The organism is Actinophytocola sp. (assembly GCF_050699935.1).
Classification (GTDB): domain Bacteria; phylum Actinomycetota; class Actinomycetes; order Mycobacteriales; family Pseudonocardiaceae; genus Actinophytocola.
In genome coordinates this window covers 1-15857 of the sequence record NZ_JBOHGB010000156.1, presented here as the reverse complement: position 1 = coordinate 15857, position 15857 = coordinate 1, and the positions used below count along the sequence as shown (strand labels likewise).

General features: G+C 71.3%; 15 protein-coding genes. 3 read left to right on the top strand and 12 right to left on the bottom strand.

The annotated features are described in order from the left end of the window. Positions 1-304: 304 nt before the first annotated feature. Genes ACRDTB_RS32060 through ACRDTB_RS32035 form a run of 6 tightly spaced genes read right to left on the bottom strand, consistent with a single transcriptional unit; the run spans position 305 to position 4822 of the window. Positions 305-1057 carry a LemA family protein gene (locus ACRDTB_RS32060; RefSeq protein ID WP_431435943.1) on the bottom strand — a complete coding sequence of 251 codons (753 nt, stop codon included), beginning with the start codon at positions 1055-1057 and terminating at the stop codon, positions 305-307. 49 nt (positions 1058-1106) lie between these two features. Then, positions 1107-1670, bottom strand: a complete 564-nt coding sequence (pyrE, locus tag ACRDTB_RS32055) for an orotate phosphoribosyltransferase (RefSeq protein WP_431435942.1) — start codon at positions 1668-1670, stop codon at positions 1107-1109. A gap of 50 nt (positions 1671-1720) precedes the next feature. Beyond that, positions 1721-2539: a phospholipid scramblase-related protein gene (locus ACRDTB_RS32050; RefSeq protein ID WP_431435941.1), complete on the bottom strand. Its 819-nt coding sequence runs from the start codon at positions 2537-2539 to the stop codon at positions 1721-1723. 20 nt (positions 2540-2559) lie between these two features. Beyond that, entirely contained in the window at positions 2560-3252 is a 693-nt protein-coding gene (locus tag ACRDTB_RS32045; RefSeq protein ID WP_431435940.1) for a hypothetical protein, read from the bottom strand. Between the two features lie 43 nt (positions 3253-3295). Further along, a complete protein-coding gene (locus tag ACRDTB_RS32040) occupies positions 3296-4075 on the bottom strand; it encodes an SDR family NAD(P)-dependent oxidoreductase (RefSeq protein ID WP_431435939.1) in 780 nt (259 codons plus the stop codon). A gap of 48 nt (positions 4076-4123) precedes the next feature. Then, the gene (locus tag ACRDTB_RS32035; RefSeq protein WP_431435938.1) at positions 4124-4822 is read right to left on the bottom strand and encodes a hypothetical protein; all 699 of its coding nucleotides are present in this window, start codon (positions 4820-4822) and stop codon (positions 4124-4126) included. Between the two features lie 128 nt (positions 4823-4950). On the opposite strand from ACRDTB_RS32035, the gene ACRDTB_RS32030 reads away from it, so the two are divergent. After that, positions 4951-5313 carry an ArsR/SmtB family transcription factor gene (locus ACRDTB_RS32030; RefSeq protein ID WP_431435937.1) on the top strand — a complete coding sequence of 121 codons (363 nt, stop codon included), beginning with the start codon at positions 4951-4953 and terminating at the stop codon, positions 5311-5313. Next, the gene (locus ACRDTB_RS32025) at positions 5310-5810 is read left to right on the top strand and encodes an SRPBCC domain-containing protein (RefSeq protein WP_431435936.1); all 501 of its coding nucleotides are present in this window, start codon (positions 5310-5312) and stop codon (positions 5808-5810) included. Before ACRDTB_RS32030 ends, ACRDTB_RS32025 begins: the two co-directional genes overlap by 4 nt. A 63-nt stretch (positions 5811-5873) precedes the next feature. On the opposite strand, the gene ACRDTB_RS32020 is transcribed toward ACRDTB_RS32025, so the two are convergent. The 3 genes from ACRDTB_RS32020 to ACRDTB_RS32010 all read right to left on the bottom strand — a co-directional run bounded on the left by ACRDTB_RS32020 (position 5874) and on the right by ACRDTB_RS32010 (position 10963). After that, positions 5874-7217 (bottom strand): lanthionine synthetase LanC family protein, encoded by a 1344-nt coding sequence (locus ACRDTB_RS32020; RefSeq protein ID WP_431435935.1) that lies wholly within the window; start codon positions 7215-7217, stop codon positions 5874-5876. Between the two features lie 256 nt (positions 7218-7473). Further along, positions 7474-10065, bottom strand: a complete 2592-nt coding sequence (clpB, locus tag ACRDTB_RS32015) for an ATP-dependent chaperone ClpB (protein ID WP_431435934.1) — start codon at positions 10063-10065, stop codon at positions 7474-7476. A 250-nt stretch (positions 10066-10315) separates the two neighbouring features. Then, positions 10316-10963: a pyridoxamine 5'-phosphate oxidase family protein gene (locus tag ACRDTB_RS32010; RefSeq protein WP_431435933.1), complete on the bottom strand. Its 648-nt coding sequence runs from the start codon at positions 10961-10963 to the stop codon at positions 10316-10318. Positions 10964-11588: 625 nt separating this feature from the next. Between ACRDTB_RS32010 and ACRDTB_RS32005 the strand changes: the two genes are divergently transcribed. Beyond that, entirely contained in the window at positions 11589-12767 is a 1179-nt protein-coding gene (locus ACRDTB_RS32005) for a globin domain-containing protein (RefSeq protein ID WP_431435932.1), read from the top strand. 205 nt (positions 12768-12972) lie between these two features. Here ACRDTB_RS32005 and ACRDTB_RS32000 read toward each other — a convergent pair whose 3' ends face one another. The 3 genes from ACRDTB_RS32000 to dnaJ all read right to left on the bottom strand — a co-directional run bounded on the left by ACRDTB_RS32000 (position 12973) and on the right by dnaJ (position 15717). Then, positions 12973-13464, bottom strand: a complete 492-nt coding sequence (locus tag ACRDTB_RS32000; RefSeq protein WP_431435931.1) for a hypothetical protein — start codon at positions 13462-13464, stop codon at positions 12973-12975. A gap of 643 nt (positions 13465-14107) precedes the next feature. Next, positions 14108-14539, bottom strand: coding sequence for a heat shock protein transcriptional repressor HspR (locus ACRDTB_RS31995; protein ID WP_431435930.1), 432 nt, complete (start codon positions 14537-14539; stop codon positions 14108-14110). After that, positions 14536-15717: a molecular chaperone DnaJ gene (gene dnaJ / locus ACRDTB_RS31990; protein ID WP_431435929.1), complete on the bottom strand. Its 1182-nt coding sequence runs from the start codon at positions 15715-15717 to the stop codon at positions 14536-14538. Before dnaJ ends, ACRDTB_RS31995 begins: the two co-directional genes overlap by 4 nt. Positions 15718-15857: the final 140 nt, after the last annotated feature.

Here is a 15857-nt window from a genome sequence, read left to right as displayed (position 1 = left end):
ACCCAACGGCGTTCGCTGGCCACACCGAGCAGACGCCGCGCCACCACCAAACACAACAGCCCCCGGTCCGTGAGCCGAGGCTTGCGACCTACCTGACGGTCACGGGACCAGCCCACGACCGGCAAAAACCCGATCTTCGAGCCCACACCGACGCGCCACAAGATCATCAGGACTCGATCATCTAGTGGTGGGTACTGACGGAGAACGGGTTCGTGGCTGGGCTGTGGACAACTTGGCGGGTTGTGATGCCGCTGTGCCGGACATGGACCGGGGACCCGCTGGGCGGGCCCCGGCCCCGATCTGGTCAGTTCTGTGGGGGTTGCGCCGGCGGTGCCGGTGGGGTCTGCGGCGGCCGAGCACCCGGGGCGGCCGGCGGCGGAGCGGCGGCCTGCTGCGGCGGCAGTGGCGCGGCCTGCGGGGCGCCCGCCTGCGTGATCGTGCCCATCGGCGGCGTTGGGGTGACCGGCTCGTTCAGGCTGTCGAAGGCACCCTTGAGGGACGGTGCGGCCCGCACCTGCGGGTCGTCGACCTCGTAGTACTCCTTCTTCTGGAACTTGCCGAAGTTCGCGATCATGCTCGACGGGAACGTGTCGAACCTCGTGTTGAACGCGCGGACGTTGCCGTTGTAGAAGCGGCGGCCGGCGGCGATGCGGTCCTCACACTCCACCATCTGCTGCTGCAGGTAGAGGAAGTCCTGGTTCGCCTTCAGGTCCGGGTACTGCTCGGCCACGGCGAAGAAGTTCGACAGCGCGCCGTTCAGGGACCGCTCCGCGTCGCCTTGCGCCGCCGGGCCCGCGCCGTGGGCGGCCACCGCCTGGCTACGTGCCTGGACGACCTGCGCCAGCGTCTGCCGCTCGAACTTGGCGGCCGCCTTCGTGACCTCCACCAGGTTCCCGATGAGGTCGTGCCGGCGTTGCAGCTCGACGTCGATCTGGCGCCAGGACTCCTCGATGGTGTTCCGCTGTCTCGCGAACTTGTTGTAGCTCGCGATGAACGCCACGACGACGATCACGATGACGGCGACCACGACCAGGATGATGATCACTGCTGCGTCCACCCGGGCAGGCTATCGCGTCAGCCCCGTCCTCGCGGGACCTCGGCCGATGTCACAGCCCGAGATCGACCAGATCCAGCAGGTACCGGTACGGCAGCCCCCGCGCCTCGATCGCCTCGCGCGCACCGGTGTCGCGGTCGACGACCGTGGCCACGCCGACCACCGTGGCGCCCGCCTCGGTGAGCGCGTCGACCGCGGTGAGCACGCTGGCGCCGGTGGTCGAGGTGTCCTCGACCGCGAGCACCGGCTGGCCCGCCACCTCGATGCCCTCGATGCGCCGCTGCATCCCGTGTTCCTTGGCCGACTTGCGCACCACGAACACGTCCAGCACCTCGCCGGCCGCCGCGGCGGCGTGCATCATCGCGCCGGCGACCGGATCCGCGCCGAGCGTGAGCCCACCGGCCGCGACGTAGTCCCAGTCGGCGGTGAGCTGACGCAACAGCCGGCCGATCAGCGGGGCCGCCGCGTGATGCAACGTGGCGCGCCGGAGGTCGATGTAGTAGTCGGCCTCCTTGCCGGACGCGAGCACGACCCGGCCGTGCACCACGGCCAGCTCGGTCACCAGCCGAGCCAGTTCGCGCTTCGCGGTCAGGTCAACAGCGGGAGCGGTTCGCACGACCGGAGCCTCTCATGCGCCACCGACAAAACCCGGCCGGCGCGCCCGGCTCAGCCGAAGCCGCGATCGTCCTGCTTGAGCGCGGTGTCGACGGTGAGCGCGGACGCCACGACGAGGCTCGCGAGCGGGTCGGCGAGCTGCCGGTGGATCTGCACCACGTAGTTGTCCGCCGTGGTGAACATCGTCTTCGCCAGGCCCTCCCACGTCTTCGTGATCCGGGCGACCTCCGCGCCCGTGTGGTCGAGGACCGCGAAGTTCCACGCGTGCCAGTTCTCCGCCTGGATGCCGCCGACCTGCTGCTCGTGGACCACGAAGCTGAAGCGGATCTTGCCGAAGACATTGTCCTGCACGATCTGCCCGACCTCGGCGCCGTCCGGCCGCGCCACGATCACCCGCGACTTGAACACCTTCGCGGGCCTGGTCAGCATCAGCATCGGCTGGTGGTTGGCGTCGCGCACCTCGAGGCGGTGGGTGAGGAACTGGTCGTAGCTGGAGAAGAACCGGACGGCCTTCTTGAGCGCGGACTGGCCGACCTGGGCGACCGACCCGAGCTGCCGGCCGTGCTGGTCGAACACGCCGTACTCGTTGGCCATCTCGATGAGCTTGACCTTCTGGTTCACCACGAGCACGGGCTCGGTGAACAGGGTGCCGCCGCCGTAGCCGGCCTGGCCGACGCCGGCGGCCCGGGTCTGCTCGCGGATCCGGTCGGGATCCGGACCGCGGCCGAGCGGGACCTCCCAGCCGCTGGCGTCACTGCGCTGCTGTTGTTGCTGTTGTTGCTGGGTGTGCGGGGTCCACTGGTTCCCGTCCCACCAGCGCAGGACCGTCGAGCCGGGTCGTTCCGGGTACCACCCGGGTTGCTGTGTCATCCTCGTCCCCTCCCCCGAGCTCACGATTTCCAGACGAAGCTTGGCACCTGGTCCACCACGTCGCAGAGGTAGTCGAGCATCCACTGCACCTTCGGCAGGTCGATCTTGCTGCGGTCCCAGGTCATGAGGTCACCGCGCTCGAAGCGGAACGGGACGGACAGCGCGCGCTCGTCGCCGAGCAACCACTCCATCATCCGCGGGTGCAGCACGTCGTAGGCGAACTTCTCGCCCGTCGTGCCGTCGCTCGTCTTGATGTGGAACGTCTCGTTGAACTGCTCGCTCTCCAGCTGCAGGTCCCGCACGCCGACGAAGCCGAGCAGCTTGCGGCCGAAGCCCTCCCGGCCGACCTGCAGCGTCGGCCGGTCGGCCGGGAGCGACAGGGCGGCGACCGTGTGCGTGTAGGTCACCGTGCGCCGGTCCTTGCCGGTGCCGTGGGTCTCCTTGTAGCTGTACTCGAACGCCATGATCTGTCGGCCTCGGTGCTGGCCGCGCAGTACGTGCACTGCGTTGCGGCTGTGCCCCTCGCCGAACGGGTCGCCGAGGAACCGGTTGACGAGCGAGCGGTCCCGCTCGGTGTAGCGCCAGCCGTGCTGCGCCGCGAACGCCTTGAACTCGGCGACCTTCTTCTGGTGCGCCTTGTGCTGGAAGTAGAACACCACGCCGATGACGATCACGGCGGCGATGATCAGCAGTACGGTCTCCGTGCTTCCCATGTCTCCCCTCAACTTCCCCCGGTCGGGACTGATCCGACTCTCGTCAGGTGCGGTTTCGTCCCAAGCTCGCCCGGGTCTCGAACCGCCGCAGCAGGGCGCGCGGCAGCAGGCGCGGCAGGGCGAGCAGTGCCTTGTACGGCAGGCCCGGCACCGAGACCTGCCGGCCGCGACGCAGGTCGCGCAGGCAGTCGGCGACGACCCGGTCGGCGTCGAGCCACATCTTCGCGGGCAGGTCCGACATCTCGTCGCCGGCGCGGTCGCGGAACTCGGTGCGCGTGAACCCGGGCACGAGGGCCAGTACCCGCACGCCGGTACCGGCGAGGTTCGCGGCCATGCCCTCGGAGAACGTCGTCACCCAGGCCTTGCTGGCGGCGTAGGTCGGGCCGGTGCCGGGGAAGTAGCCGGCCACGCTCGACACGTTGATCACGCCGCCGTGGCGGCGGGCGAGCATGCCGGGCAGCGCGGCGCGGGTCAGCCGCAGGACGGTGGTCACGTTGACGTCGAGCTGTGCCTGCAGCGCCTCCGGGTCGGTCTCGCTGAACGCGCCGCGGGTGCCGAAGCCCGCGTTGTTGACCAGCAGGTCGATCGGCCTCTCGTCGTCGGCGAGCCGCTCCTCGACGCGCTTGCGGGCGCGGGTGGTGGACAGGTCGGCGGTCATCGGCGCGACGTCGACGCCGTGTGCCTCGGCCAGCTCGGTCGCGACCTCCTTGAGCCGTTCTCTCGTCCGGGCAACGATCACCAGGTCGTATCCGTCTGCGGCGAGCTTGCGGGCGAACGCGGCCCCGATCCCGGCCGTGGCCCCGGTGACGAGCGCTGTTGGCATGTGGACACGTTAATGGCTCACCGATCGGGTGAGTCGGCGACTACCGGTCTAGTCGCTCCGCTCCCCATGTCGGCCTGTCGGGTGCTCGTGTTCACCGACCGGGTCAATCTCCGCGTCGAACGGGTCGATCACGTCGGCAACCTCGCCGATCCCGCGCAGCAGCCGCTCGAGCCGCGACGGGCTCGCGTTCGGCGGGGCACCCGCGAGCACCCAGCCGTCCTCGATCCAGGTGACCGCGATGTCCGCGCCGATCTCCTCGGTGGCGTCGACGAGGTCCGGCGTGATCAGTCCGCGCGCGGCGGTCAGCTCGGAGACGAACGCGTACCGCTGGCCGACCGGGCCGAGGAGCTCGGGCATGTGCTCGCGCTGGAACGGCGCGCTCGGCAGCCACAGCTCGACGACCGCGGGCAGCGTGCGCCGGCACTGCACGGCGGCGATCACGGCGGTGACGCGGCCGCCCGACTCCAGGTCGAAGACGTAGACGCGCCGCCGGCCGTCCGCGGTGAACGTCGACCCGGCGACCACGTCGCGCGCGATGCCGCCGCCGTGGAAGGCGATCGCGCCGCCGCTCCACTGGGTCGGCAGCACGTGGTCGGAGTCGGCGAACTGCCAGCCGCGGAGGGCGGCCCAGCGGCGGCGCTCCCGGTTGCGGGAGGTCAGCAGGGCCCGGTCGCGCAGCAGAACCAGGACGCCGGCGATCGCGAGGACGGCCGCGACGGCGAACCAGACCCATGCCGGTATTCCCACGCCGGGAAGCGTAGTAGGCCGAGTGGTCGAACCGGGATCCGGCGCGCCTTCTACAACCAATTGGTTGACAAAGTCGCGGCCCACTCGTACCGTCTTCTGCAACCAATTGGTTGAGGAGGAGGTCGACGGTGGCCGAGGACCGGCTCTCGCGGGTGTTCGGGGCCCTGGCGGACCCGACCCGGCGGGACATCGTGGCGCGGTTGGCGGTCGGGGACGCGACGGTGGGCCAGCTCGCCGAGCCGTACGACGTGTCCGTGCAGGCGGTCTCGAAGCACGTGAAGGTGCTGGAGGACGCCGGGCTGGTGACGCGGTCGCGGGACGCGCAGCGCCGCCCGTGCCACCTCGAGGCGGAGGTGTTCGACCTGATGACCAAGTGGATCGAGCGCTACCGGCGCGCGGCCGAGGAGCGGTTCCGTCGCCTGGACGCCGTGCTGGCGGAGCTGGCCGACGACCCGAAGACGGACTCTGACAAGCGACGAGGAGCACCATGAGCACGAAGACAGAGAACGAGACGACCCCCGAGACCCGCATCGAGGCCGACCCGGCGGTGCCGGTGATCCGCATCGTCCGCGAGTTCGACGCGCCGCCCGAGCGGGTGTTCCGGGCGTTCACCGATCCCGACGTGTTCGTCCAGTGGCTCGGTCCCGACTCGACGTCGGTGCGGCTGGACAAGTGGGACGCGGTGAACGGCGGCAGCTACCGGTACACGATGCTGCGGGGCTCGGAGGAGCTGGTGACGTTCTGGGGTTCCTTCCACGCGGTTCGCTCGCCGGACCTGCTGGTGCAGACCCAGTCGATGGAAGGCGCGGGCGACGAGGCGGTGCTGAACACGCTGACGTTCGAGGCGCTGCCCGACGGCCGCACACGGCTGACGGACACGACGCTGACGGACAGCTTCGAGGTTCGCGACATGATCCTGTCGAGCGGCTTGGACGAGGGCGTGATCGCGGGCTACCAGAAGCTGGACGACCTGCTCGCGAAGGACTGACCGGGTGCGGGGCGGTCGGCGGGGTGATCACAGCGCTGATCACAGCGCTGATCACAGCGCTGATCACACTGCCGGCCGCCCGGCCGCGGGTACCGGTGGCAGCGCCCACCACGTGTCCATGCGGCGGACCGCACCGGCGCCCGGCCCGTCCCGCATGATGCGGGCGACGCGGAGGAGGAAGGCCACGATGCCTGCCGCGCCCTGCATCCAGCCGACGCCGGGCGGTAGCAGCGGCTCCGGGACCCGGTGCTCGACGAACCGCCACCAGGCGTGGGGCCCGTCGCGAACGGCGCGCCCGACCAGGGTGCCGGCGAGGTGCAGCGCGAAGGCGAGATCGTCGTCGGCACCGGCGCGCTGCCAGGAGTCGAGAAAGACCTCGCCCACGCCGGCCGTGCCGCAGCAGCGCCCGTCGTTGTCCCAGAAGCCGGGCCGCAGCCGGGCGGGCAGGCCCGAGGTGCGGATGCTGTGCAGGCAGCGGCGGTGCCACGTGAGCGGCGACTCGCCGGCGATGTCGTCGACGCCGGCCCGCTCCAGGGCGAGGAAGAGCAGTGAGGTGCCGGTGGGGCCGTGGCACCAGGAGTAGGTGAACTCGTCGTGGTCCGCGGCGGCCGGGATCCGGCGCGGGACGACGAACCCGCCGTCGCTCGGGTCGCCGAGGCACACCAGGTGCTCGACGCCGAGGCGGGCGGCACCGGTCAGGCCCGGGCGGCCGAGCTCGGCGCCGGCGAGGGCGAGCGCCGCAGCGATGCCCGCGACGCCGTGCGAGAAGTTGGGCATCCGCGCGTCGGCGTCGGTGCGGAACCGTCGCGGTACGAACGGCCAGTCCAGCCCGGTCGGTACGGTCTCCCGCTCAGCCAGCAGCACCGCGGCGGCCCGCTCGGCCAGCTCGCCGCCGCGCCGCACGCCCGCGCGCCGGGCCCACAACCCGCCGAGCAGAACGCCGGCCGTGCCGAGCACGACGTCGTTGATGCGGGCGCCGGGGAGGAAGCGACACTCGTCGAGGACCCTCTGCGGCCAGCCGTCGGGCGTGGCCAGCGCGAGGAGCCGGTCCACGGCCGCCTCCGCGCCGCCGGTGCCGAGCGCGGTGAGCACGCCGATCGTGCTGACCAGTCCGTGGAAGTACGTGCAGTCGGTCTCGGCGGCGATCCGCGCCAGCAGCCGGTCGGCGACCGCGTCCGCGAGGGACCGCTCCTCGACGGTCCACGGGCGGACGAGCCGGACCTCGGCCAGCACGAGCGCGAGGCTGCCGATCCCGCTGTTCATGCCGTACCGGTAGCTCGGCGTCAGCCGGCCGGGAACGGACTCGGGGATCCACGGGCCGTCGTCGTCCCAGCCCACCTGGTCCAGCACCCAGCGCCAACCGGACTCGGCGAGCTCGTGAAAGGTCTCCGCACCGGGCCCGCTCACCACTCGATGATCGCACCCCGACCAAGCCGACCCACACCAGGAACCCAGCCAACAGAACGTCCCCCGCGCGCACGCGCGTGCAGAACCCGACTACCGAAAGCCCCACCCTGTCCCGGGGGCCACCCTCACATGCCAGTCTACCGGCGGGCGCTGACGAAAACGGGCGGTGCCGGCGGGCTGTGGACAATCGGGTCGCTTGTGGACAACTCCTAGCGAGCGGCTCGCGAGTCCGAAGTGGACTCACGAGCCACACCGGTCAGAGAGCCCGGCCCACGATCAGGGCCGAGTTGTCGTCCGCCACGTCCACGCGGACCGTGTCGCCGTCGCGGATCTCGCCCGCCAGCAGCGCCTTCGCCAGCTGGTCGCCGATGGCCGAGGAGACCAGGCGGCGCAGCGGGCGGGCGCCGTAGACCGGGTCGAACCCGGTGAGCGCCAGCCAGTCCCGGGCCGACGGGGAGACGTCCAGGGTCAGCCGGCGGGCGGCCAGGCGCTTGCCCAGTTGCACCACCTGGATATCCACAATGGACGTGAGCTCCTCGGTGGCCAGCGAGTGGAACACGACCACGTCGTCGAGCCGGTTGAGGAACTCCGGCTTGAAGTGGCGCTGCACCACCGACAGCACGGCGTCCTTGCGCTGCCGCTCGTCGAGGTTGGCGTCCGCGATGGCCTGCGAGCCGAGGTTCGACGTCAGCACCAGGATCGTGTTCCGGAAGTCCACCGTCCGGCCCTGGCCGTCGGTCAGCCGACCGTCGTCGAGGACCTGCAGCAGCACGTCGAACACATCCGTGTGCGCCTTCTCCACCTCGTCCAGCAGCACCACGCTGTACGGCCGCCGCCGCACCGCCTCGGTGAGCTGGCCACCCCGGTCGTAGCCGACGTACCCGGGCGGCGCGCCGACGAGCCGGGCCACCGAGTGCTTCTCGGAGTACTCGCTCATGTCGATGCGCACCATCGCGCGCTCGTCGTCGAACAGGAACTCCGCCAGCGCCTTGGCCAGCTCGGTCTTGCCGACCCCGGTCGGGCCGAGGAACAGGAACGAGCCCGTCGGCCGGTCCGGATCGGCGACCCCGGCCCGTGCCCGGCGGACGGCGTCGGACACCACGCGCACCGCCTCGGCCTGGCCGATGACCCGCCGGCCGATGGCCTCCTCCATCCGCAGCAGCTTCGCCGTCTCGCCCTCGAGGAGCCGGCCGGCCGGGATCCCGGTCCACGCCGACACCACGTCCGCCACGTCGTCCGGGCCGACCTCCTCCTTGAGCATCACGCCCTCGGGCGGCAGCTCCGCGGTCCGCGTGGCCGCCTCGAGATCCTTCTCCAGCGCGGGAATCCGGCCGTACCGCAGCTCCGCCGCACGCCCGAGGTCGCCGTCGCGCTCGGCCCGCTCCGACTCGCCGCGCAGCTGCTCGAGCTGCTCCTTGAGCTCGCGGATCTTCTCGATGGAGCCCTTCTCGTTCTGCCAGCGCGCGGTCAGCGCGGACAGCCCCTCGCGCCTCTCGGCGAGCTCGGTCCGCAGCGCGGCCAGCCGCTGCCGCGAGGCCGGGTCCTCCTCCTTGGCGAGCGCCATCTCCTCGATCTCCAGGCGCCGCACGGCCCGCTCGACCTCGTCGATCTCGACGGGCCGGGAGTCGATCTCCATGCGCAGCCGCGACGCCGCCTCGTCGACCAGGTCGATCGCCTTGTCCGGCAGGAAGCGGGCGGTGATGTAGCGGTCGGACAGCGTGGCCGCCGCGACCAGCGCGCCGTCGGTGATCCGCACGCCGTGGTGCACCTCGTAGCGCTCCTTGAGCCCACGCAGGATGCCGACGGTGTCCTCCACCGACGGCTCGCCGACGAGGACCTGCTGGAAGCGCCGCTCCAGCGCGGCGTCCTTCTCGATGTGCTCGCGGTACTCGTCGAGCGTGGTGGCACCGACCATCCGCAGCTCGCCACGGGCCAGCATCGGCTTGATCATGTTGCCGGCGTCCATGGCTCCCTCGCCCGTCGCGCCGGCACCCACGATGGTGTGCAGCTCGTCGATGAACGTGATGACCTGGCCGGCCGACTCGGTGATCTCCTTGAGCACCGCCTTCAGCCGCTCCTCGAACTCACCGCGGTACTTCGCGCCCGCCACCATCGCGCCGAGGTCGAGGCCGACGACTCGCTTGCCGCGCAACGACTCGGGCACGTCGCCGGCCACGATCCGCTGGGCCAGTCCTTCGACGATCGCGGTCTTGCCGACGCCCGGCTCGCCGATCAGCACCGGGTTGTTCTTCGTACGCCGGGACAGCACCTGCACGACCCGGCGGATCTCGGCGTCACGGCCGATCACCGGGTCCAGCTCGCCCTTGCGAGCCCGGCCGGTGAGGTCGAGACCGTACTTCTCCAGCGCCTTGTAGGTCCCCTCCGGGTCCGGGCTGGTGACCCGGGCCGAGCCGCGGACCTTGACGAACGCCTCGCGCAGCGCGTCCGGCGTGGCCCCGTGCCGGTTGAGCAGGTCGGCCACCGGGCCGCCCTGCGCCGCGAGGCCGGCCAGCAGGTGCTCGGTCGAGACGAACTCGTCGCCCATCTCCGTGGCCAGCTTCTGCGCGTGCGTGACCGCGCGCAGCGCCTGGCCGTCGAGCTGTGGCGCCGACACCGTGGCGCCGGTGGCCGACGGCAGGCTGTTGGACAGCTGGTCGAGCTCCTTGCGGATCACCCCCGGGTCGGCGCCGACGGCCGTCAGCAGCGGCGCGGTCAGCCCGTCGCTCTGCGCGAGCAGGGCGCCGAGCAGGTGCACCGGCGTGACGTCCGGGTTGCCGGCCACGGTCGCGGCCTGCGCCGCCGACGAGATCGCCAGCTGGGTCTTCGTCGTCGGGTTGAAAGCGTCCAATCCCCTCACCTCACGTACGCGAACATCGCCTCACTAGCTCAACGTCAGCAAAGTTGAGCCAGTTCCACTCAACCCCTGGATTTCTCTCCGTGATGGGCCTCCTGGCGGAGCTAACCCACATGTACCAGTGGCCTTGTCCACAGCAGGTCGCCACTTGTCCACAATCCCCAGGTCTCTATCCACAGGCTGCTGTGCATGAACCGGCGTCACCGCCGGCCGCCACCGCCAGCCGAGTGATCCGCGGGTGGACCTAGCGCGCGGTGGCATCCTGGCGAGCGCGCACGCCGAAGTAGTCGCCGCCCTTGCGCGGTACGTCGTCGGTGCCCCAGTCGCGCTTGCGCGGAACGACCTGCATGCGCGGGATGTGCTTGCGGCAGTGCACGTACGCCTCCTCGACGTCGACGACCACCCAGCGTTCCGGGATTCGGCCGCGCTCGAACCCGGCGGGCAGGCCCGGCCACTCGGCGCGCAGGTCGGCGTCCTCGACGATCCGGGCGCGGCCGTTGACGTGCAGACCGATGACGTCCTCGACGAAGTCCATCATCAGCAGGCCGACGTGCGGGTTCTCGCTGATGTTGCCGAGGCTCGCGACCACGCCGTTGCCTCGGTACTCCGGGTAGGCGATCCGCCGCTCGTCGAGCACGTGCAGAAAGCCGGGCGGACCGGCACGCAGGCTCGAGTCGCACTCGCCGCCCCCGTCCGCGGTGGCGATGAACGCCAGCTCCGTCCGGCCTACGAAGGTGATCATGTCGTCGTTGAGGTGGTCGAGCATCTGGTCGCGGTAGAAGCGCAGCGCCCGGTCCTTCGTGCCGTAGGCGCACTGGAGCAGGTGCTCGCCCGCCGACCCGGGCCCCGGGTCGGATGGTGGCTCCCGGCGGCCGGACCCGGCGTGGTTCACCGGTAACCCGCCGGGGGACTGCTGCGGCGGCTGGCGGAACCAGTCCGCGGGCTGACCCGGTGGCCGACCGCCGGACCGCGGCTGCGGTGGTTGAACGGGGTAGGGCGGACCACCCATGGGATGGCCGACCGGTTGCGCGCGAGGCTGGACCGGCTGTCGCATCGGCGGCGGGGCCGGACGCGGCGCCGGGTTGAACGACGCGCCCGGCGCCGTTCGTCCGATCGGGCGAAGTCTTCTCGTCGGGCCGTCCGCCGACGAGCCCGCGGCCACCGACGACGTCACGGGCATGGGCGGGCCCGGCAACGCACGTGGCGGAAGTACCTGCTGGTCATCGGCGAATTCGAGGTCCAGCAGCGCTGGCTCGGCAACACCGACGGGAGTCACCCGGGCTGGTCGCACGGCGCACACGCTTTCATGCCCGGCGTAACGACGCGAAGCCCCTCCCCTGATGTAGCCCGTTCGTCCCAAGGTGGCCACCGTAAGTAGTGGCATCACACACGAAAGTGCCAAGAGTGCGGACAACCGGTGAGAATCCGTCTAGTGTCCTGATGTCGGGGACGGATGACCGCGGAGGGAACACGCGGCATCCACCCCGGACGCCAAGAGTGGAGTCTGTGCCCCGACCATGACAGCAAACGCCGTTGTGAACCCCCTACCGCGCCAGGAGAGGACCGAGTCGATCTCGGACCCGGTCGCGACGATGGTGCGGCTCGTGCGCGATACCTGGGCGTTCGTCGAGCCGCACGCGGGCAGGGTGGCTGAATTCTTTTACGCCACGCTGTTCAGCATCTCCCCGGCGACCCGGGAGCTGTTCCCGGTGAACCTGCAGGTCCAGCGCGCCCGGCTGCTGCGTGCGCTGGTGCACGTGGTGCAGTTGGTCGACCGGCCGGACGACCTGATCCCGTTCCTGCGCCAGCTCGGGCGCGACCACCGGAAGTTCGGCGTGGTGGCGAGCCACTACGAGGCGGTCGGCATGGCGCTGCTGGCCGCGGTGAAGCAGTACGCCCGCGACGCGTGGACCGACGACGTCGAGCGCGCGTGGGCCGAGGCCTACACGATCATGGCCCGGGCCATGTTGGAGGCGGCGAACGCGGACGACGGCCCGGCGTGGTGGACCGGGACGGTCGTGGAGCGCCAGCGGCTCACCCGGGATCTCGCCGTGGTGCGAGTGCAGCCGGACCACCCGGTGCCGTACCAGGCGGGCCAGTACCTGAGCGTGGAGACGCCGCAGCGCCCGCGGATGTGGCGCTACCTGACGCCGGCGACAGCGCCGCGCGAGGACGGGCTGCTGGAGTTCCACGTGCGTGCCGTGGACCGAGGCTGGGTGAGCCGGTCGATCGTCGCCACCGCGCAGCCGGGCGAGGTGTGGCGGATGGGCCCGCCGATGGGCAGGCTGCGCGTGGACCGCAAGGCAGGCCGCGACGTGTTGATGATCGCCGGCGGCACGGGCATCGCGCCGATGCGGTCGATCATCGAGCACCTGGCTCAGTGGGGGAGCAACCCGCACGTGCGGCTGTTCTACGGCGGCCGGGTGCGGGCGGACCTCTACGACCTGGAGCACGTGCAGGACATCGCGACCACGAACCCATGGCTGACGGTCATCCCGGTGCTGGAGACGGAGTCGAGGATCGCCACCGCGGAACGCGGCACGCTAGCCGACGTCGTGACCCGGCACGGCGCGTGGCCCGACCACGACGTGCTGGTGTCCGGCTCGCCGCCGATGATCCGCTCGACCGTGTCGCGGATGCTGGTGGCGGGGACGGCTCTGGACCACATCACGTACGACCCGTTCACCGTGGACTGAGGAGCTGTTCGGCCGGTAGAGGCCGACGGGCCCGTCGCGGTTGCTCGAGGGACCGGCCGGTCGCCGAAAAGACGAGTCGACTCGTTTCAGCGCGGGTCAGGACGCGAAGTGCCGGCGCTCGTCCCGGCACACCGGCGGGTGGCGGTACGTCCTGGTGAACGTACGCGCCGGCGAGCACGCGTCCGAGGGTCGCGCGATCTGGGCGTCATCGCCCGTCATAGCCGTGTCCGTGCCCGTGGCCGTGTCCGTGCCCGTTGCCGTGCCCGTTGCCATGCCCGTTGCCGTAGTCGTGCCGGTCGTCGTGGTCGTGGTCGTACCCGTCGTCGTCGTAGTCGTGCCGGTCGCCGTACCCGTCGCCGTACCCGTAGTCGTAGTCGTACCCGTCGTCGTGGTCGTACCCGTCGTCGTCGCGGTCGATCGGCTTCGGGCGCTGGCTGGAGGTCGTCTCGGGCGCTGTAGGCGTGGGCTTCGGCGTGGCGTCCTCCGCCTGTGCGCCGGCCGCGGGTGGCGCCGCCGGCGGTGGCGCCGGCTCGGTGGGCTCGGTCTCGGTCCACTCGGGGCCGCCAACATCGGTGATCGTCGGCACCGCCGGGTTGGTGGTCGTCACCCCGTCGCCGCTGCTCGTGGCGACCATCAGCACGAACGCGGCGATGATGCTGGTCACGACCACGAACCCACCGATTTCCGCGATGAGCACGAACCTGTCGTGTTCATCGCGCGACGTGCGTTCTCGGTGGTGCCTGCCCGGGCGTGGGAGCCGCGGGAGCCTTAGCCGTGGCATGCGGTCATCTCCGTTGGTTGGTGACGAAGACGCTACTCAACGACGAAAGTACTCAACGTAACCAAGCCGTCAACCGGCCGTCCGGCGGATCCTCCACAGCAGCGCCCCGCCGATCGGCCAATTGCCGCCTCGGTGCCGCCGGCAGGAACGGGAGGATGTCCGGCTCCAGCAAGAGCCGGAGCCACCTCGGGAACAGCGTCACCTCAAGAAACGGCCCACCCCCGGGAACACGGCCGCCCCAGGAAAGGGCCATCCTGGCGACCGACGATGCATGGCGCGCGAACCTGGGAATTGGGGCGGACTGCGGCCTCCGGCCCCCGGTCATCAGCCTACGGGCGGCCGCTGACTATTCCGGTCACCGGCGAGCGTCGCCTGTGGACAACTCCGGACTCGCGGGGCCCCCCCGCTTTTCAGTCTATGCGTGAGGACTGACAGTTCTGGTCGTGCGGCGTGGGGGCTGTGGACAACCTTCGGCGTTGAGCAGCTGTGACGGAAAGACCCGGCGCCCGCGTTCGCGGGGCCGGGTCCTTGTTGATCGGTCGGCGACGACGTCGATCGGTCAGCGACGACGCTGTGGCTTCCAGACGACCAGGGCGGTCTGCTGGCGGACGGGGACCAGCTCGTTGCGGTACGAGCGGTGGATCGCCGCCGCGGCCTGCTCGGCCGCCGCGTGGACGGCGGCCAGCTCCTCGGTCAGCTCCGCCAGCCGGTGGCGCAGGTCGTCGACCTCGTGCTCCAGCTCGATGATCCGCTTGATGCCCGCGAGATTCACGCCCTGCTCCTGCGAGAGCCGCTGCACCTCGCGCAGCAGGGCGATGTCCCGCATCGAGTAGCGGCGGCCACCACCGGAGGTCCGGCCCGGGGACACCAGGCCCACCCGGTCGTAGCCGCGCAACGTCTGGGCGTGCAGTCCGGACAGCTGGGCGGCCACCGAGATCACGAACATCGGCGTGTCCTCGTCGGCGCCCGGCGGGAACGGGATTCCGGTCATGGCTGGCTCCGTTGCTGCAGCATCGCGGTCAGGTCCGGTCGCGGGTCGTGGGACGCGGTGGCCGCCAGGTACTCCTCGAGCGCCCTCCTCGCCTGGTCGTCCATATTGGACGGAACGGCCACCTGCAGGGTCACCAGCAGGTCACCGGCCTGACCGTCCCGCCGCGCGATCCCCTTGCCGCGCACCCGAAGCACCCGCCCGCTCGCGGTGCCCGGCACGACCCGCAGCGACACCCTGTCGTCCAGCGTCGGCACGGTGAGCGTGGTGCCCAGCGCGAGCTCCGGGAACGTGACCGGCACCTTGATCGTCAGGTCGTTGCCCGACCGGCCGAACACCGGGTGCGGCGCGACGTGCACGCGCACGTACAGGTCACCCGCGTGCCCGCCGTTCGAGCCCGGCTCCCCCTGCTCCGCCAGGCGGATCCGCTGGTCGTCGTTGACGCCCGCGGGGATCCGGACGGTCAGCGTGCGAGTCCGGGTGCTGACGCCGTCGCCGCCGCACTCGGGGCACGGGACGTCGACGATCCGGCCGGTGCCGCGGCAGTCCCGGCACGGCTCGCTGAACGCGAACGCGCCCTGGCTGCGACTGACCAGCCCGGCCCCGCCACAGTTCGCGCACGTGCGCGGGGTCGTGCCGGGCTTGGCGCCGGAGCCGTGACAGGTCCCGCAGGTCGACGGCGAGGACAGCCGCAGCGGAACCGTCGCGCCCTTGACCGCCTCGACGAAGTCGATCCGCACCTCGGTCTCCACGTCGGCCCCGCGACGCGGGCGGTTGGTCGCACCCGCGGTGCCGCCGCGGCGGCCGAACAGGTTGCCGAGCAGGTCGCTGATGCCGCCGCTCCCGTAGGACCCCGTCTGCTGGCCGAAGATGTCGCCGAAGTCGAACGTCGAGCCGCCACCCGAGCCGAACCCGGGGAAACCGCCTGGCCGGAACCCACCGGCGCCGAACAGCCGGCGGGCCTCGTCGTACTGCTTGCGCTTCTCCGGGTCCCCGAGCACGCCGTAGGCCTCCGACACCGCCTTGAAGCGGGCCTCGGCCTGGACGTCGCCCGGGTTCGCGTCGGGGTGCAGCTCACGCGCAAGCTTCCGGTAGGCCTTCTTGATCTCCGCGTCGCCGGCGTCGGACGAGACGCCCAACTCGTGGTAGAAGTCCTTGTCGATCCAGTCCCTCGCACTCACCGGACGTCCCCTCCTCCCGAATCAGCCCTGCTCGTTCGCCCGGTCGGCCGGCGCGTCGGCGTGCGGGTCGGCGGGCGCGTCGGAGGCCGTGGCGAACCAGTCGCTCGACGGTTCGTCCGGCTCCGTCGCGGCGGCCGGCG

Bases quoted from the DNA above. Each gene is read 5' to 3' on its own strand.
- ACRDTB_RS32050 (WP_431435941.1), bottom strand. From the start codon at position 2,539: ATGACACAGCAACCCGGGTGGTACCCGGAACGACCCGGCTCGACGGTC.
- ACRDTB_RS32045 (WP_431435940.1), bottom strand. From the start codon at position 3,252: ATGGGAAGCACGGAGACCGTACTGCTGATCATCGCCGCCGTGATCGTC.
- ACRDTB_RS32040 (WP_431435939.1), bottom strand. From the start codon at position 4,075: ATGCCAACAGCGCTCGTCACCGGGGCCACGGCCGGGATCGGGGCCGCG.
- ACRDTB_RS32025 (WP_431435936.1), top strand. From the start codon at position 5,310: ATGAGCACGAAGACAGAGAACGAGACGACCCCCGAGACCCGCATCGAG.
- ACRDTB_RS32005 (WP_431435932.1), top strand. From the start codon at position 11,589: ATGACAGCAAACGCCGTTGTGAACCCCCTACCGCGCCAGGAGAGGACC.
- ACRDTB_RS31995 (WP_431435930.1), bottom strand. From the start codon at position 14,539: ATGACCGGAATCCCGTTCCCGCCGGGCGCCGACGAGGACACGCCGATG.